Source organism: Paenibacillus sp. XY044 (genome assembly GCF_002257645.1).
Classification (GTDB): Bacteria; Bacillota; Bacilli; order Paenibacillales; family Paenibacillaceae; genus Paenibacillus_AQ.
This window is the reverse complement of sequence record NZ_NQMO01000012.1, coordinates 86259-100963: the sequence shown is the minus strand read 5'-3', so window position 1 is coordinate 100963 and position 14705 is coordinate 86259. Positions and strand designations below refer to the sequence as shown.

The window sequence follows — 14705 nt, the reverse complement described above, 5'->3', positions numbered from 1 at the left end:
AGAAAAGTATAAGCAAGCTCTCAAGTCAGCTCAGTCTGGCTTCCTTGATTAGATTCCCTCAAACCTGCTGTGGTTCGGGATCGGTATCCAGCACAGAGGTGCAGTGCGCGCAGCGCGTAGCGGCCGCGGGGATTTCCGACAGGCAGTACGGGCATTCCTTGGTCGTTTTCTCCGGCTCAGGCTTTTCGTGCTCCCGGCTTTTGATCCAGTTGATGCCTTTAACGAGCAAGAAAATACAGAACGAGATGATCAGAAAATCGATCACCGTATTCAGAAACTGCCCGTATGCAATGACAGGCGCCCCGACCTTTTGTGCTTCCGCTAGTGTGGTGATCTTGCTGCCGTTCTCCATGGTTTTTCCGTTCAGGCGGATAATGAGATCGGAGAAGTTCACACCGCCAAGAAGCACCCCGATCGGCGGCATGATGATGTCGCTCACGATCGAGGAGACGATTTTCCCGAAAGCTCCCCCTATAATGACCCCGACGGCCAGATCGATCACGTTGCCGCGCACCGCGAATTCTTTAAACTCATGAATAAATCCTTTCATTTCACCAAAACCTCCCGAATGTCATGCATCTATTTTAGCAGACCTGTCTATAGGGTGTAACATGGAAACCGGCATTTGTTTCTGAAATGTTTTCAATTGTCCATCAAATACCTCTTTATTTTTGAGCCCATTATGCGTTATACTTCATGCATTGTCATTTTAACCAATCTATGAATGAATATAGGTTTCTCGTATATGTGCAGGAATCGGCTTGCATGTCTCTACCCGATCACCGGAATGATCGGACTACGGGATGAACGATCTCTTTCGGGCGCTTGTCCGAAATTTTTGAGTTTGTCCGCGGGAGTCCGTCTGTTTCTGCCTGATGAAGGGCAGGGGAGAGATGGGCTTTTTTTGTATTTTACAGAGGAATGGAACGTTATTAAAGGGGGAAGCAAGTTGCAATTACTTAAGCAAAAAGTACTGGATGAAGGCATCGTGCTCAGCAATCAGGTATTGAAGGTGGATTCGTTCCTGAATCATCAGATGGATCCTGTGCTCATGAAGGAAGTCGGCCGCGAGTTTACGCGCCGCTTTGCCGGGGAAGCCGTAAACCGGGTGCTTACCATCGAGTCGTCCGGGATTGCGCCGGGGATTATGACCGCCCTGGAGCTGGAAGTACCGCTGATCTTCGCGAGAAAGCAGAAGTCCTTGACGCTGCGCGACGATATTTTCGTGGAAAAGGTGTACTCCTTCACCAAGCAGGAAACGAACGAAATTACGGTGGCCAAAAAGTTTATCCAGCCGGGGGACCGGGTGCTGATCATCGACGACTTTCTGGCGAACGGCGAAGCGGCCTTTGGACTGGCCCGGATCGTGGAGCAGGCGGGCGCGTCCGTCGCAGGAATCGGCATCGTGATCGAGAAGGCGTTCCAGCCGGGCGGGCGGCTGCTGAAGGAAGCCGGCTACCGGGTCGAGTCGCTGGTCCGCGTAGCGGCACTGGATGACGGCAAGGTGACTTTTGCGGATCAAGACTAGTTAAATATAAACATTACACGGGAGGAATGATACCGGCATGGAACAGAACCATCAGGCTGACACGACTCAATTTTCAGGCAAACGCCATCCGCTTAAAACCTTTTCTCTCGGAATCCAGCATGTACTGGCGATGTACGCCGGTGCTGTTCTCGTGCCCCTGATTGTCGGAGGGGCTCTGGATTTTACGACCGAGCAGTTAACTTACCTGATCTCGATCGACCTGCTGGCCTGCGGCGTGGCTACGCTGCTTCAGGTATGGGGCAACCGGTTCTTCGGCATCGGGCTGCCGGTCATGCTGGGCTGCGCGTTCCAGGCGGTATCGCCGATGATCGCCATCGGGCTCAAGGACGGCGTCTCGGCCATTTACGGCGCGATCATCGCGTCGGGGATTTTCGTTATTCTGTTCTCAGGCATTTTCGGCAAGCTGATCAAGCTGTTCCCGCCGGTGGTCACGGGTTCAGTCGTCACCATTATCGGGGTGACGCTCATCCCGGTCGCGCTGAACGATCTGGGCGGCGGCCAGGGAGCCGACGATTTTGGCAGTCCGCTGAATTTGTGCCTCGGCTTCGGCGTGTTGATTTTCATCATTTTGATGAACCGTTTTGCCACCGGATTTCTGCGGTCCATCTCGGTACTGATCGGCCTGATCGCCGGGACGATCGCCGCGGCGATTTTCGGCCATGTGGATTTGGGCCCGCTGAAGGAAGCCGGCTGGTTCCATGCAGTCAAGCCGTTTAACTTTGGAACGCCGACGTTCCATGTTTCCTCGATCGTGACGATGATTCTGGTGGCGATCGTCAGCGTGGCGGAGTCCACGGGCGTGTTCATGGCGCTTGGCAAAATCGTGGATAAAGACATCTCCTCCAAAGACCTGGCCCGGGGTTACCGCGCCGAAGGCCTGGCCATCGTGCTCGGCGGGATTTTCAATTCCTTCCCGTACACCACGTACTCGCAAAACGTCGGCCTGGTCCAAATGAGCCGCGTCAAAACGCGCGATGTCATCGTCGTAGCGGGCGGCCTGCTGATCGTGATCGGGTTTGTGCCGAAGATTGCGGCGCTGACGCAGCTGGTGCCTACGTCCGTGTTGGGCGGGGCGATGGTCGCCTTGTTCGGTATGGTCGTCTCCTCCGGCATTCGCATGCTGGGCGGGCAGGTCGACCTGAACCGCTTTGAAAATCTGTTCGTCATTGCCTGCTCCGTCGGCATGGGTCTTGGCGTCAGCGTCGTGCCGGATCTGTTCAAAGCCATCCCGGAAGACTTCCGTATCCTCGTGGATAACGGCATCGTGGCCGGAAGTGTGACGGCGATTATTCTGAACTTGATGTTTAACGGTTTTAAAGGCGGAGTCTCCTCAGCGGAAAAAGGAGCAGCCGCCCAGAATGAGCATGCTGCGTAACTCCTCACTATAAAAATAGAAGCTCAAAGGCCCGCCCCGTAATCTTACGGTGCGGGCCTTTGATTTGTTTTAAGATATCAGAAAGTAAAGCTACGGAGGCCGGGCTTCCTGATATCGCAAGAAAAACTTCCACTAAATGCGGCCTGGCTTCTTAGAATGTAGGTCGATAGACGTTTATAGCGCCGAGAATATCCGGATGGCACCGGGATCCGCCCGGAAATCCATCGGGAGGGCGGATACGTCTTCGCCGTCGCCCTGCGCCAAGCGCGGGCGGTCAAACCTGATGCCGACCGTGTTTCCACGAAAGAGAGTCACGATCGGCAGCTTCACATGCGTTCCCTTCAGGACGGTCGGGAACAGAAGCAGCAGCTGCAGCCGCGAGCAATCATGGACCACGCATACGTCCAGCATGCCGTCATCGGCTTTCGCCTGCGGATTGATGACCAGTCCGCCGCCGTAGCTGGGCACGTTGCTGACCGCGGTCAGCCAGGCTGACGGGTAGCTGACCGTTTGTCCGTCGCAGGTGACGGTCACAGGGCCCGGCTTGAACGTCATCAGCGTGTGCAGAACACCGATAACGTAAGCGAGGCGCCCGGCACCGACGGCGTTGCAAATCTTTTTGTACCGGCTGCCGTTCACGTTCTCGCTGACCTGCGCATCGAAGCCGGCGGCCACGGCCGTCATGACGGGCATGCCCGCGGCCGAGATGAGATCGGCCGCTTTGGCGCTGCCGGTTAGGATGAGCTCCAGCGCGGCCAGCGGATCGCGGGGGATGCCGAACCCCCGGGCGGTGTCATTGCCCGATCCGGCCGGGATCACCCCGAGCGGGATGCCGGTCCGCTTCAATACCGGCAGGATGCTGTGGATCGTGCCGTCCCCGCCAATGACGACGATGGCGTTCCATCGGCTGTGCTGAGCCAGCGTATCCGACACCAGCTTATCAACTTCCGCCATATTAGTAGTAAACAGAGCTGCATGTTTAATCTTTTTCGAATCGAGAGCCTCCCGCACCCGCTTCCAGGAACGGAGGCTCCTGCCGCTGCCGGACTTTGGATTAATGATGAATAAGTACATTGCTTTTCCCCCATGTCGCATAAATCCTGCCTTCTTATTGTAAGAAGTCCGGACCGAAAAGGGAACGGTTTAGCCGGAACGTATCTGGTAATTGCATCACGATCCGGTAAATGGGTGGGGCATATTACAGGTGACGCAGCTGCTTTTCTGCGATGTCGCCGATCCAAGGGAGCTTGAGCCATTTTCCCTGCAAGGAGGTAAACAGCATGACCACCCAGACGACGAGCGTCAGAATGGACAGCAGGGCGGCAATGACCGGGCCGATCAGCGGGATCAGTCCGGAGAGAATGTGGGCGATCATAATCGCGCCAAAGGTCAGAACGGATTGCAGGGCATGAAAGAGGACAAACCGGCTGCGCTTCTCAACAGCAAGGAAGACGATGCCTCCGACAAAAGCGAACAGGTAGCAGAGCGTGGCAGCGATATTTTCCGGCAGGCCGGTGGATGATTTGAAAGGGGACAAGGTAGACCACTCCTTCTATACGGCAGGATTGTCTTCTATCATATGAACCCCAGAGACAAGTTATGAGCAGTGAAAAGGCACCCGGCCGCCTGGGGTGCAGGAAGCGGGGTGCCGTGAATGATCCATTCAAGAACCGGTTTGACTTAAAAATAGCGTCCTTAAGCGAGAAACGTCATCCTCACGCTTGACCTCCGTGGCCGCCTTGGCCGAATTGCCGCCGCGGGCCGACGATTTTCTCGCGCTTGTTGGTGTCGTTTTCTTTGGGAACCAGGCGCGGGTCCGTTCGACCTTCATGATGGTTATCGAACGTAAACTCGGTCAGCTTCCACTCCGTCGAGCCCAAAATCGGGTCGGCGGGAAACTCGTCCCCCCGGTGGAGAGCCTCCTCTCTGCCTGATTCGTTGGTATATACGCCGTCGACCTCAACCTTTTCATGCGAAATCGGCAGCATGCCTTTATCTTCATTATTCATAACTAGTCCTCCTTCGTTCCATCGGAAATCCTTAAACGAACTGAATTCTCATTTAAGTTACCCGGACCGGAAGCGGATTATCCCGCCGGGCCTAATCATTCCATACTGCCGAGAATATGCTGCTGAAGGAGGGATCTCGGGTTTCTCCAGCGGCTGACCTTGCTGTCCGCGGTGAACACGACGACTGCGTCCAGCTCCGGAAATAAGTAAATTTGCTGCCCGCCGTGGCCATGGGCACAGCTGAACGGCTGACCGCACATCCGGCCCGTCCACCACTGGTATCCGTAGTCGCCGAAAGCGGGATAGCCGTCAAGCTGCCGGGTCAGCGCCTGTTCGAGCCATGCTTCGGGAATGACCGGGCGGTCTTGCCACCACCCTCTATTGAGGCAGCACAGCCCGAACTTGGCCATGTCGCGCGCGGTCAGGTACAAGCCGATATGGCCCATCGTATGCCCCTCTGGGCTGGAAGACCAGGCGGCATATTCGATCCCGAGCGGTTCGAATAGATGCTGGCGGGCGTAGCTGTAAGCGTCCGTGCCGCAGCATTCCGAGATGAGCACCGAGATCAGGTGCGAATCGATGCTCCTGTATTGAAAGGTGCCCGCCATATGCGCATCCACTGGCAGGGAGAGGGCGAAGGATGTCCAGGCCCGGCTGCGGTGAAAACGGTGGATCATCGGTTCGCCGAGTGTCCTGCCCGTTTGCCAATGGATCCCCGTCGACATCGTCAGCAGGCGCCGAAGCGTCAGTACTTCCTCCAGGAGCGGGTCGGTGACTTTCCGCGCATAGCTCCGCAGATAAGGCATCAGCGGTTCATCCAGGCCGGGAAGCTCCCGGCGGGCCGCGGCAATGCCTGCCAGGGCGGACGTCATGCTCTTGGTCGCCGAGCGAAGATCATGCAGGGTGCCGGGTCCGGCCTCATTATAGTAACGCTCATAAATAAGGCTGCCGCGCCTCACGACGAGAAAGCTGCGCATTTTTGGATAGCGTTTCATGATCTCGGCGTGCGCCTGTTCAAGCGGTTCGGGTCTGACGCTTGCCTGCTCCGGCGAAGAGACAGGGAAGCTGGGAGCATGAAGCGCCGGGGAAGTTATCAGCAGAACGGGACGATTCAATGGGAACGGCTCCTTTCTTCTGGAACGTTGTCCGGTTCGGTGATGGGTTGACCGGTATCATTAATTTAACCCGATATGCCGATATCCAAATTAACGAGCAGCATTCAAAGTGCATCCTGCAGGAGAGCACTCGAAAAAAAGTAATTCCTTACATTTATTTGGAAAGCTGTATTCGCTAATAGAATATGATACAATGAAAGGAGTGATTCAATAACATCCTCTTAGGGTATTCTTAGTGTCAGATACCTTTAGCGGCAGCCGGGAGCGTTCAGCCCAAACCTATAACTACAAATGACGACTTCACAGATGTCAGGTAAGGTCTTTTCGGCATTCTCAAACTGGAGCAATCCATTCAAGTGTTTTGGGAGGGAACTATCATGGCAACGAAAGGTCACAATGAAGTTAAAGAAAGTCTGCGCGAGATGACACGAATTTTCCGGCCAAAAGATCCGAAGAAGTTTGTTAAGGAGTACGTCCGGAAATATCATATTATGGGGGGATACGAAGAGGAATTAACCTCGGTTGTGGAACATGAGTTGGGACGGATGAATTCGTCTGTTTCCTAACAAAGCTGGCCGTAACGAGCGTATCGCTTATTGAATTGCAGTTGATGATTTGAACACGATGATGATGGACCAAAAGACTAGCTTGATGACATGACCGTATTCTGCGGGACCACCGCGGGATACGGTTTTTTGTATTTTCTGTACCTGCCTGTGCGTCTCCGGGCATATACTGAACCACGGTCTGATACATTTTCTTTAGCATCGGAAAGGACGTGCGGCGCTTGGAGATCACGCTGAAGAGCAAGGAAGAGATCGGATACATGCAGGAGGCGGGGCGCATTCTTTCTTCCTGCCATCGGGAAGTTGCGGAAAAAATCGTGCCCGGCATGACGACGATGCAGATCAACGATTGGGTTGAAGAATATTTGGCCCGACAGGGAGCCGTTCCCGAGCAGAAGGGGTTTAAGGGATATCCTTATGCCACATGTGCTTCGGTAAACGATATCGTATGCCATGGCTTTCCGGACGATGTTCCCTTGGCGGAAGGGGACGTGGTCACCATCGATATCGTGGTCAACAAGCACGGCTGGCTCGCCGACTCGGGCTGGAGCTATGGCGTCGGCAGAGTAAGCAAACCGCTGGAGCGTCTGTTGAAGCGCACCGAAAAGGCGCTGTATAAAGGCATCGGCCAGGCCGTCCCGGGCAATACGATCGGAGATATCGGTTACGCAGTGGAGAAGGTGGGGAAGCGAAGCCGCTACGGCATCGTCAGGCCTTTGGTTGGGCACGGCATCGGTCAGTCCCTGCATGAGCCGCCGGACGTGCCGGGGTTCGGGAATCGTCACGAAGGGCTGAAGCTTGTAGAGGGGCTGGTCATTACGATCGAGCCGATTTTTACCCTCGGGCCTTCGGGGGCGGTGCTATGGAACGATGACGGCTGGAGCATTCAAACAGCGGACGGCAGCAGGGGTGTTCAGTTTGAGCATACGGTGGCCATTACCCGGGACGGCCCGATGATCCTAACGCAGCAGTGACCCGGAAGGATTCGCCACAATTTGTCATATTTCGATCGACAAAAAGAACCTGTGCACAGGTTCTTTTTTGTTTGAATTTGACGATTCAAAAATTCCAAAACAGGTAAAAATGAATGTAATCGTTGAAACTTGGGTATACGAAGGAGGATGAAGCAGGTTGCACGTAAAGGGGCTGACCAGCGGGATGTAAGCCCGCTGAAAACGATTGCAAAAGCTTTTGTGGCGCGACTTTCGGCACTTTTCGAACAATTTGTGAACTAGGTTGGAAACATTGACAAAATAGTACTGGAAACTTATATTTAATAGGTGATTGTTTTAATTGACAGTAGCAAATCATTCGTGATAGTGCAGGTGGATGGCCGTTGAATGTGCTTTCAGCGGAGCCTGCGAAAATGGAAAAAGTGGGGTAGATCAATGATGAAACGGTGGCAGGCTGTAAAGCGACTTCTTCCCTTGCTCGCAGTATTTTCTCTGCTTTTAGCCGGGTGCGGCCGCGAGGACTTGTCGGTTCTGAGACCACAGGGACCGGTGGCTCAAGAACAGCTGGGATTGATGAAGCTCGCAATCTCAATCATGATTGTGGTGCTCGTAATCGTTTTCGCGATTGCGGCATACGTGCTTGTGAAGTTCCGCAGAAGAAAAGGTCAGAACGGTGTGCCTGAACAGGTCGAAGGCAACTTCAAGCTGGAAATCATCTGGACCGTGATTCCGCTCGTTCTGGTTATTATTTTGGCTGTTCCTACCGTACAGCAGATCTTTGCTTTCGGTGACGATCATTACAATGATAAGGACGCTGTACAGGTTAAGGTTACATCGCACCAATACTGGTGGGAATTCGAGTATCCGCAGTATGGTGTGAAAACGGCCCAAACCCTGGTCATTCCGACAGGGAAAAAGATTGCGTTTGAGCTGAAAACGGCGGATGTACTCCACTCGTTCTGGGTTCCTTCGCTCTCCGGTAAAATGGATACCAACCCGGATGGAACCATTAACAGATTCAGTTTCAGCGCCGATAAAGAAGGCGTTTACCGTGGTAAATGTGCGGAGCTCTGCGGACCTTCCCACGGTTTCATGGAATTCAAGGTTAAGGCGGTTAATTCGGATTCCTTCAATAATTGGGTAACTGCCATGAAGGCACCGGCTGTGCTTCCTGAAGATCCGGCTCTGGCAGAAGCCTTCAAGAAACAATGCTTGTCCTGCCATGCTGTTGGCGATCAAGGCGGACCTGTAGGTCCTAACCTTACCGGCATCGGTTCCCGTGAATCGGTTGCAGGTATCTTGCTGAACGAAGGCCAAGATGGCGGGAAACCAGTCAAGGAGAACCTGAAAGAATGGCTGATGGATCCACAAGCCGTTAAGCCGGGCAACAAAATGCCTAATCCGAAGGATCTCGGTCTGACTGACGAACAAATCGATGGCATTGCCGATTACTTGGCCAACTATAAATTGAATTACTAGTAACAGCAAGATTGAATAAGAGGGGGTACCAACCTTGGCTCATGCTCACAGTGTCAAGCGTCATACGGGCTTGATGGACTGGCTCACCACCGTGGACCACAAGAAGATAGCCATCCTGTATTTGCTTGCAGGCGGCTTGTTCTTCGGATTCGGCGGCGTGGAAGCCATGCTGATCCGTCTGCAATTGATTAAGCCTATGAATGATTTAGTATCAGCACAAACCTTTAACGAATTGATCACGATGCACGGGACGACCATGATCTTCCTTGGTGTCATGCCTGTGATCTTTGCATTGATGAATGCGGTCATTCCGCTGCAAATCGGCGCCCGTGACGTCGCTTTTCCATTCGTCAACGCACTTGGTTTCTGGACGTTCCTGTTCGGCGGAATTCTGCTGAACCTGAGCTGGATTATGGGCGGCGCGCCTGACGCCGGCTGGACGGCGTATACGCCGTTGTCCACTGCAACGTACAGTACGACGCACGGTGTCGACTTCTATACAGTCGGTCTCCAGATCGCCGGTCTCGGTACGCTGATCGGTGGCATTAACTTCCTGGCGACGATCATCACGATGCGCGCACCGGGAATGTCCTTTATGCGGATGCCGATGTTCACATGGACATCTTTCATTACTTCCGCCATGATCTTGTTTGCTTTCCCTGCCATTACGGTAGGTCTGGTACTGCTCTCGTTTGACCGTATTTTGGGAGCGAATTTCTTTGAAGTATCCAATGGCGGTAACCCCGTTCTTTGGCAGCATATTTTCTGGATCTTTGGTCACCCTGAAGTATATATTCTCATCTTGCCTGCTTTCGGGGTTATTTCCGAAGTTATTCCGACTTTTGCACGCAAACGTCTTTTCGGTTACAGCTCGATGGTGTTCGCGACCATCCTGATTGCCTTCCTGGGCTTCATGGTTTGGGCTCACCACATGTTTACTACAGGTCTCGGACCGATTGCGAACGCTCTGTTCTCGATCGCGACGATGCTGATCGCCGTTCCGACGGGGATCAAGATCTTCAACTGGCTCTTTACGATGTGGGGCGGACAAATCCGCTTTACGAGCGCAAACCTGTTTGCTATCGGTTTCGTTCCTACATTCGTAATGGGTGGCGTTACCGGGGTCATGCTGGCATCTGCGCCGGCGGACTACCAGTTCCATGATACTTACTTCGTTGTAGCCCACTTCCACTACGTCATCGTAGGTGGTCTGGTGTTCGGTCTCTTTGCAGGTCTTCATTACTGGTGGCCTAAAATGTTTGGTCGGGTGCTCAACGAAACGATTGGGAAATGGACGTTCTGGTTCTTTGCCATCGGCTTCCATTTGACATTCTTTGTACAGCATTTCCTTGGACTTATGGGTATGCAGCGTCGTATCTTTACGTACCTGCCTAACCAGGGCTTCGATACGCTGAATATGGTAAGTACGGTCGGCGCGTTCCTGATGGCCGTCGGCGTTCTGCTGTTCTTGTTCAACGCTTTTGCAACAGCTGCCAAGCCAAAAGGCGTAGCCAACGATCCTTGGGAAGACGGACGTACGCTCGAGTGGGCGATTCCATCTCCGCCGCCTGAGTACAACTTTAAACAAATTCCGCTGGTACGCGGACTTGACGCTTACTGGAAAGAAAAAATGGCAGGCAACAAAGAGATGACTCCTGCAGAACCGCTGGGATCTATCCATATGCCTTCGCCAACGATTTTGCCTTTTGTAATGTCCGTCGGTATTTTCATCGCCGGTCTGGGACTGATGTTCAGCAATGAGCAATTCAACAATTCCTTTATGAGCATGATCTTCAACAACTGGATCGTCGTCATTATCGGACTTGTCATTACTTTCGGATCGATGCTGCTTCGTTCGTTGTTTGACGATCACGGCTGGCATATCGAACCGGAAGAACTGGAAGAAGAGGGGGTTAAAGCATGACATCGGCACACGCAGAATCGGTAAACGGCTCACTGCCGCATGAACCGGAGAAGGCAACCCTGGAAGGCCGCAACAAAGTGCTTGGTTTCTGGCTCTTCCTTGGCGGGGAGTCGGTGCTCTTCGGTACCCTGTTCGCCACGTTTTTGGCGCTTCGCAACCAGACGAATGACGGCCCGACATCCAATGAGCTCTTCTCGCTGGCAACGACGGCTGCAGCCACGTTGATCCTGCTAGTCAGTAGTTTGACGAGTGTATTCGCCGTACAGGCGATGCACCGCCATAAAGCAGCTGCACTAAGGCTGTGGTTGATTATTACGGTTATTCTGGGCCTTGGGTTCCTTGGCCTCGAGATTTACGAGTTCCATGAATATGTCACCGCCGAGAAATTCGGGATGACGACGAGTGCATTCAGTTCAGCGTTCTACACGCTGGTCGGGTTCCACGGAGCTCACGTTGCATTCGGTGTATGCTGGATCGGTATACTGATCGGCCAGCTGTACAAAAAGGGATTAACGGTCGTAACGGCTCCGAAGGTTTACGTGTCGGCCATGTACTGGCACTTTATCGACGTCGTATGGGTTTTCATCTTCTCGGTCGTTTACCTGCTTGGAAAGGTGGGCTAAGATTATGACTACGGTTGAACAGCATCAAGACGATACGGTCAAACACGGTCATCGTCATGAAGGACCTCAAAAGCATGTCGTCGTATTTGTTTTCTCCATTATCCTGACCGCCATCGCTTTTGCTTCGGTTATGGCTGGCGGGGTGAACGTCGCCTTCACTGTTATTCTTCTCGTCGTGATGGCCGTGCTGCAGGCGTTGGTTCAGTTAGGATACTGGATGCACTTGAAAGATAAAGGACATTTGATGCCGATCATTTTCATGAGCGGAGGCGCATTTGTCGCTTTTACTGCTATCGTCACAGCATTGTATTGGGTTTGGTGGTAAAATAAAAAGAGGCGGGCCCGATGCCCCCTCTTTTTTTAAATGGCATCAAGGTGTCACAATATCGACAGAAATTCCGCCCGGCGGGAGGAGGTTTTCATATGCTGGGGTTAGAATATTTTAGCTTTGCCGCTTTGTTCAGTCCGTTGTTTCTGGCGTTTATGCTGCTGGTAACGGCTGCGTATTTTGTTGTCATCGGCCCGCTCAGTGAGAAGTTTGCGGATGCCGAGCCCGTATCGATAGGCAAAAAGATCATGTTCGTCAGCGGTATGTTCTTCCTGTATCTCGCTCAGGGCGGACCGGTGAGTCTGCTGGGCCACATTATGTTTACGTTCCACATGACATCGATGGCTTTGTCTTACCTGGTCGCTACACCGCTTATTATGCTGGGGATCCCGACATGGCTGTGGCGTGTATTTGACCGGATAAACCCGTTCAAGAAGCTTGGTTTTCTGGCTAAGCCGGTGGTTGCGGCCGTGGTATTTAACGGATTGTTTTCGTTCTACCATATCCCCGCGATCCACGATTATGTCATGCTTCATTTTGCGGTGCACCGGCTGTACTATATCGTTTTGTTCATCGCGGCCGCGCTCATGTGGTGGAATCTCATCAATCCGCTGCCGGAGAAAGACAAGGCATCGGGCCTTGCGAAGATCGGGTTTATTTTTCTGAACATGGTGCTGTTGACACCCGCTTGCGGTCTGATCATTTTCTCGACGCATCCGATGTATGCGACGTACAGCGACCCTAATACGTGGGCTAAAGCGATGGGATACTGTGTATCAGGTGATACGTCGGCTCTGCTGCAGACTTTCGGCGGACCAAGCTTTTTCTATGGGCTGAGCACCAAGGTCGACCAACAACTGGGCGGCATCGTCATGAAATTCATTCAGGAATTTATATTTGCTTCGATGCTGGCTAGGGTGTTCTTCCGCTGGTATAAGAGCGAAAATAAAGAGGATGACGACGATATCATTCCTACCGATCTTTCTGACGGTTCTTTGAACCGGGCATGAGTTGGTCGAAGCGTTAAGGAGGATTTTCATGGATTTGTATACGCTGTTCCCTACGATCAGCACATCGTTTATCGTCATCAGTGCGATTCTGGTGGCCATCGGATGGGCTTTGATCATTCAAGGCAAACGGGACGCCCATAAAAAAGTGATGATCTGGGGCGCGATCGCAGCGCTGCTGTTTTTCATTATTTACGTGTCCAGAACGGCCTTTGTCGGCAACACGTCATGGGGTGGTTCGGACGAAATGAAGATCTACTATCAGATCTTCTTGATCTTCCATATCGTTCTGGCGACGGTTGCCGCGGTATTCGGGATTACGACGCTGGTCCTCGCCTTCCGGGAAAAGTTTGCGAAGCACCGGAAATGGGGCCGGGTTACGGCAAGCATTTGGTTCGTCACGGCCATTACCGGCGTTCTGGTTTACGTGCTGCTGTACGTTCTGTATCCCGGCGGGCACACGAAACCGGTATGGGACGTTATTTTGGGAGCATAACCCGAGTGGATCGGATAGAGAAGGAAGTCCGGTGGAATAAATCCGCCGGGCTTTTTTTTGTTTGCGTGGGATGCAGTGGATTCTATAGTCAAAAGGGCAGCAATACTTTTTTGGGAGGACAGGCGTCGGGCGCATTAAAAATGGTTAAAAAAGTTCTAGAAAAATGAAATATATAGATTGAACTCAAATTTTGCATTGAACTTCCTGTTATAACGGTCCCATACGGCCCAATAACATTTATTTCTTTGGTTCATTCTATCTAGCGGAAACTTTTGCGCTTCTTCAAGCGTTATTCATATATAAGGTTTAGTGAACGATGCTGAGAAAAGGTATGGGGATAACATGAGGCGAAGCAGAAATTTTATACATAACAGAAAACTTGTATCGGTCATGAAGCTGCTGCTGGTGTGCGGCTTGATCGTCATGTTTACCACTTCGCTCTTCCAGCCGAAGTATATAACGGCTGTGACCGATGGTGACCGGGCGGCTCAGGCCGACGGAACGGACAAGGGTCCGGCAGCGGACCAAGGTACCGGCAGTTCAGGCAGTGGAACCTCCGGCCAGCAGCAAGGGGCGGGCTTCAAACCGAGCAGCGTTCAATGCGGAGTGATGAAGCTGCGGCATGGCACTCAGGAAGCTCAGGACCAGCAGATCCCACTGTACTGTATCGAAGGGAACTATAATGTTGGTGATCCACCCATGATGCAGCCGGCAAATCCGCTGCAGGTGAAGACCGACACCGTCATCCCGGAGAAGGTCTTGTCGGGTCTGGGAGCGTTCTGGCTAAGCGATCAATCGGGAACCTGGGGGCATCTGCTCCTCGCACCGAGGCATTGGGAAGTCGTCCGGGCCGACACCGGAGCCAATGGATCGGTGGGCCTGGAGCTCGCTGACCCGCTGCATCCGGACCGCAGGGCCGTATACTTGGACGGCGGCCCATGCCAGGGATGCAACATTGCGTTAATCGGCTCTTATTTCACGGCGTTAAAGAACTGGGCCGAAGAAATGGGCTTTCCCGGGAAGCCGATGAAGTTCCTGCATCATACTTACGTCCGGAATCATGTCGTAACGTATGTCCTGCCGCCGGGCAGCACGGCTTACAAGACGGTCGGCGCCGCGTTTGAGCGCCATGAACCGCAGGATGCGATGTTTACCCGTTACGAAATCAGCGTTCCGCCGGAAGATATGGACATGGCGAACGTGATGCTCGATTTCTTTGCCCGGTTCCCGAGTTCCGTGGCCGCCGATTTTTCGGTTCAGTCTTACTTGTGAATTCCCAGT

16 protein-coding genes and 1 riboswitch are annotated in these 14705 nt (G+C 53.0%); of the genes, 11 read left to right on the top strand and 5 right to left on the bottom strand.

Annotation, left to right across the window (positions count from 1 at the left end; genetic code table 11):
• Positions 1 to 58: 58 nt before the first annotated feature.
• Positions 59 to 550: a large conductance mechanosensitive channel protein MscL gene (gene mscL / locus CJP46_RS31940; protein ID WP_094599671.1), complete on the bottom strand. Its 492-nt coding sequence runs from the start codon at positions 548 to 550 to the stop codon at positions 59 to 61.
• 169 nt (positions 551 to 719) lie between these two features.
• A riboswitch (purine riboswitch) is annotated at positions 720 to 819 on the top strand.
• Positions 820 to 949: 130 nt separating this feature from the next.
• Here mscL and CJP46_RS31935 point away from each other — a divergent pair.
• Positions 950 to 1528: a xanthine phosphoribosyltransferase gene (locus CJP46_RS31935; RefSeq protein ID WP_094599734.1), complete on the top strand. Its 579-nt coding sequence runs from the start codon at positions 950 to 952 to the stop codon at positions 1526 to 1528.
• A gap of 37 nt (positions 1529 to 1565) precedes the next feature.
• Positions 1566 to 2924, top strand: a complete 1359-nt coding sequence (locus tag CJP46_RS31930) for a nucleobase:cation symporter-2 family protein (RefSeq protein ID WP_094599670.1) — start codon at positions 1566 to 1568, stop codon at positions 2922 to 2924.
• A 174-nt stretch (positions 2925 to 3098) separates the two neighbouring features.
• Here the strand turns inward: CJP46_RS31930 and CJP46_RS31925 are convergent, their stop codons facing one another.
• From CJP46_RS31925 to CJP46_RS31910, 4 genes are all read right to left on the bottom strand, one after another.
• Complete coding sequence (locus tag CJP46_RS31925) at positions 3099 to 3998, bottom strand: diacylglycerol/lipid kinase family protein (RefSeq protein ID WP_094599669.1); 900 nt, start codon at positions 3996 to 3998, stop codon at positions 3099 to 3101.
• Between the two features lie 124 nt (positions 3999 to 4122).
• Complete coding sequence (locus tag CJP46_RS31920; protein WP_094599668.1) at positions 4123 to 4461, bottom strand: DUF4870 domain-containing protein; 339 nt, start codon at positions 4459 to 4461, stop codon at positions 4123 to 4125.
• Positions 4462 to 4639: 178 nt separating this feature from the next.
• Entirely contained in the window at positions 4640 to 4933 is a 294-nt protein-coding gene (locus CJP46_RS31915) for a transposase (RefSeq protein WP_094599667.1), read from the bottom strand.
• 95 nt (positions 4934 to 5028) lie between these two features.
• Positions 5029 to 6048, bottom strand: coding sequence for a serine hydrolase domain-containing protein (locus CJP46_RS31910; RefSeq protein WP_094599666.1), 1020 nt, complete (start codon positions 6046 to 6048; stop codon positions 5029 to 5031).
• A 377-nt stretch (positions 6049 to 6425) separates the two neighbouring features.
• Between CJP46_RS31910 and CJP46_RS31900 the strand changes: the two genes are divergently transcribed.
• The 9 genes from CJP46_RS31900 (at position 6426) to CJP46_RS31860 (ending at position 14696) form a co-directional block, all read left to right on the top strand.
• Positions 6426 to 6614, top strand: coding sequence for a hypothetical protein (locus CJP46_RS31900; RefSeq protein WP_036651115.1), 189 nt, complete (start codon positions 6426 to 6428; stop codon positions 6612 to 6614).
• Positions 6615 to 6835: 221 nt separating this feature from the next.
• Positions 6836 to 7588, top strand: coding sequence for a type I methionyl aminopeptidase (map, locus tag CJP46_RS31895; RefSeq protein ID WP_094599664.1), 753 nt, complete (start codon positions 6836 to 6838; stop codon positions 7586 to 7588).
• A 414-nt stretch (positions 7589 to 8002) separates the two neighbouring features.
• Positions 8003 to 9046, top strand: coding sequence for a cytochrome c oxidase subunit II (coxB, locus tag CJP46_RS31890; RefSeq protein WP_094599663.1), 1044 nt, complete (start codon positions 8003 to 8005; stop codon positions 9044 to 9046).
• Positions 9047 to 9119: 73 nt separating this feature from the next.
• Complete coding sequence (ctaD, locus tag CJP46_RS31885) at positions 9120 to 10970, top strand: cytochrome c oxidase subunit I (RefSeq protein WP_094599733.1); 1851 nt, start codon at positions 9120 to 9122, stop codon at positions 10968 to 10970.
• On the top strand, positions 10967 to 11593 hold the full coding sequence (locus CJP46_RS31880) for a cytochrome (ubi)quinol oxidase subunit III (RefSeq protein ID WP_094599662.1): 627 nt from the start codon (positions 10967 to 10969) through the stop codon (positions 11591 to 11593). The genes ctaD and CJP46_RS31880 overlap by 4 nt, the downstream gene beginning before the upstream one ends.
• Positions 11594 to 11597: 4 nt before the next feature.
• Positions 11598 to 11918: a cytochrome C oxidase subunit IV family protein gene (locus tag CJP46_RS31875; protein ID WP_094599661.1), complete on the top strand. Its 321-nt coding sequence runs from the start codon at positions 11598 to 11600 to the stop codon at positions 11916 to 11918.
• Positions 11919 to 12016: 98 nt separating this feature from the next.
• Entirely contained in the window at positions 12017 to 12931 is a 915-nt protein-coding gene (gene ctaG, locus CJP46_RS31870) for a cytochrome c oxidase assembly factor CtaG (RefSeq protein WP_094599660.1), read from the top strand.
• A 28-nt stretch (positions 12932 to 12959) separates the two neighbouring features.
• On the top strand, positions 12960 to 13424 hold the full coding sequence (locus CJP46_RS31865) for a DUF420 domain-containing protein (protein WP_094599659.1): 465 nt from the start codon (positions 12960 to 12962) through the stop codon (positions 13422 to 13424).
• A gap of 342 nt (positions 13425 to 13766) precedes the next feature.
• Complete coding sequence (locus tag CJP46_RS31860; protein ID WP_094599658.1) at positions 13767 to 14696, top strand: DUF4850 domain-containing protein; 930 nt, start codon at positions 13767 to 13769, stop codon at positions 14694 to 14696.
• Positions 14697 to 14705: the final 9 nt, after the last annotated feature.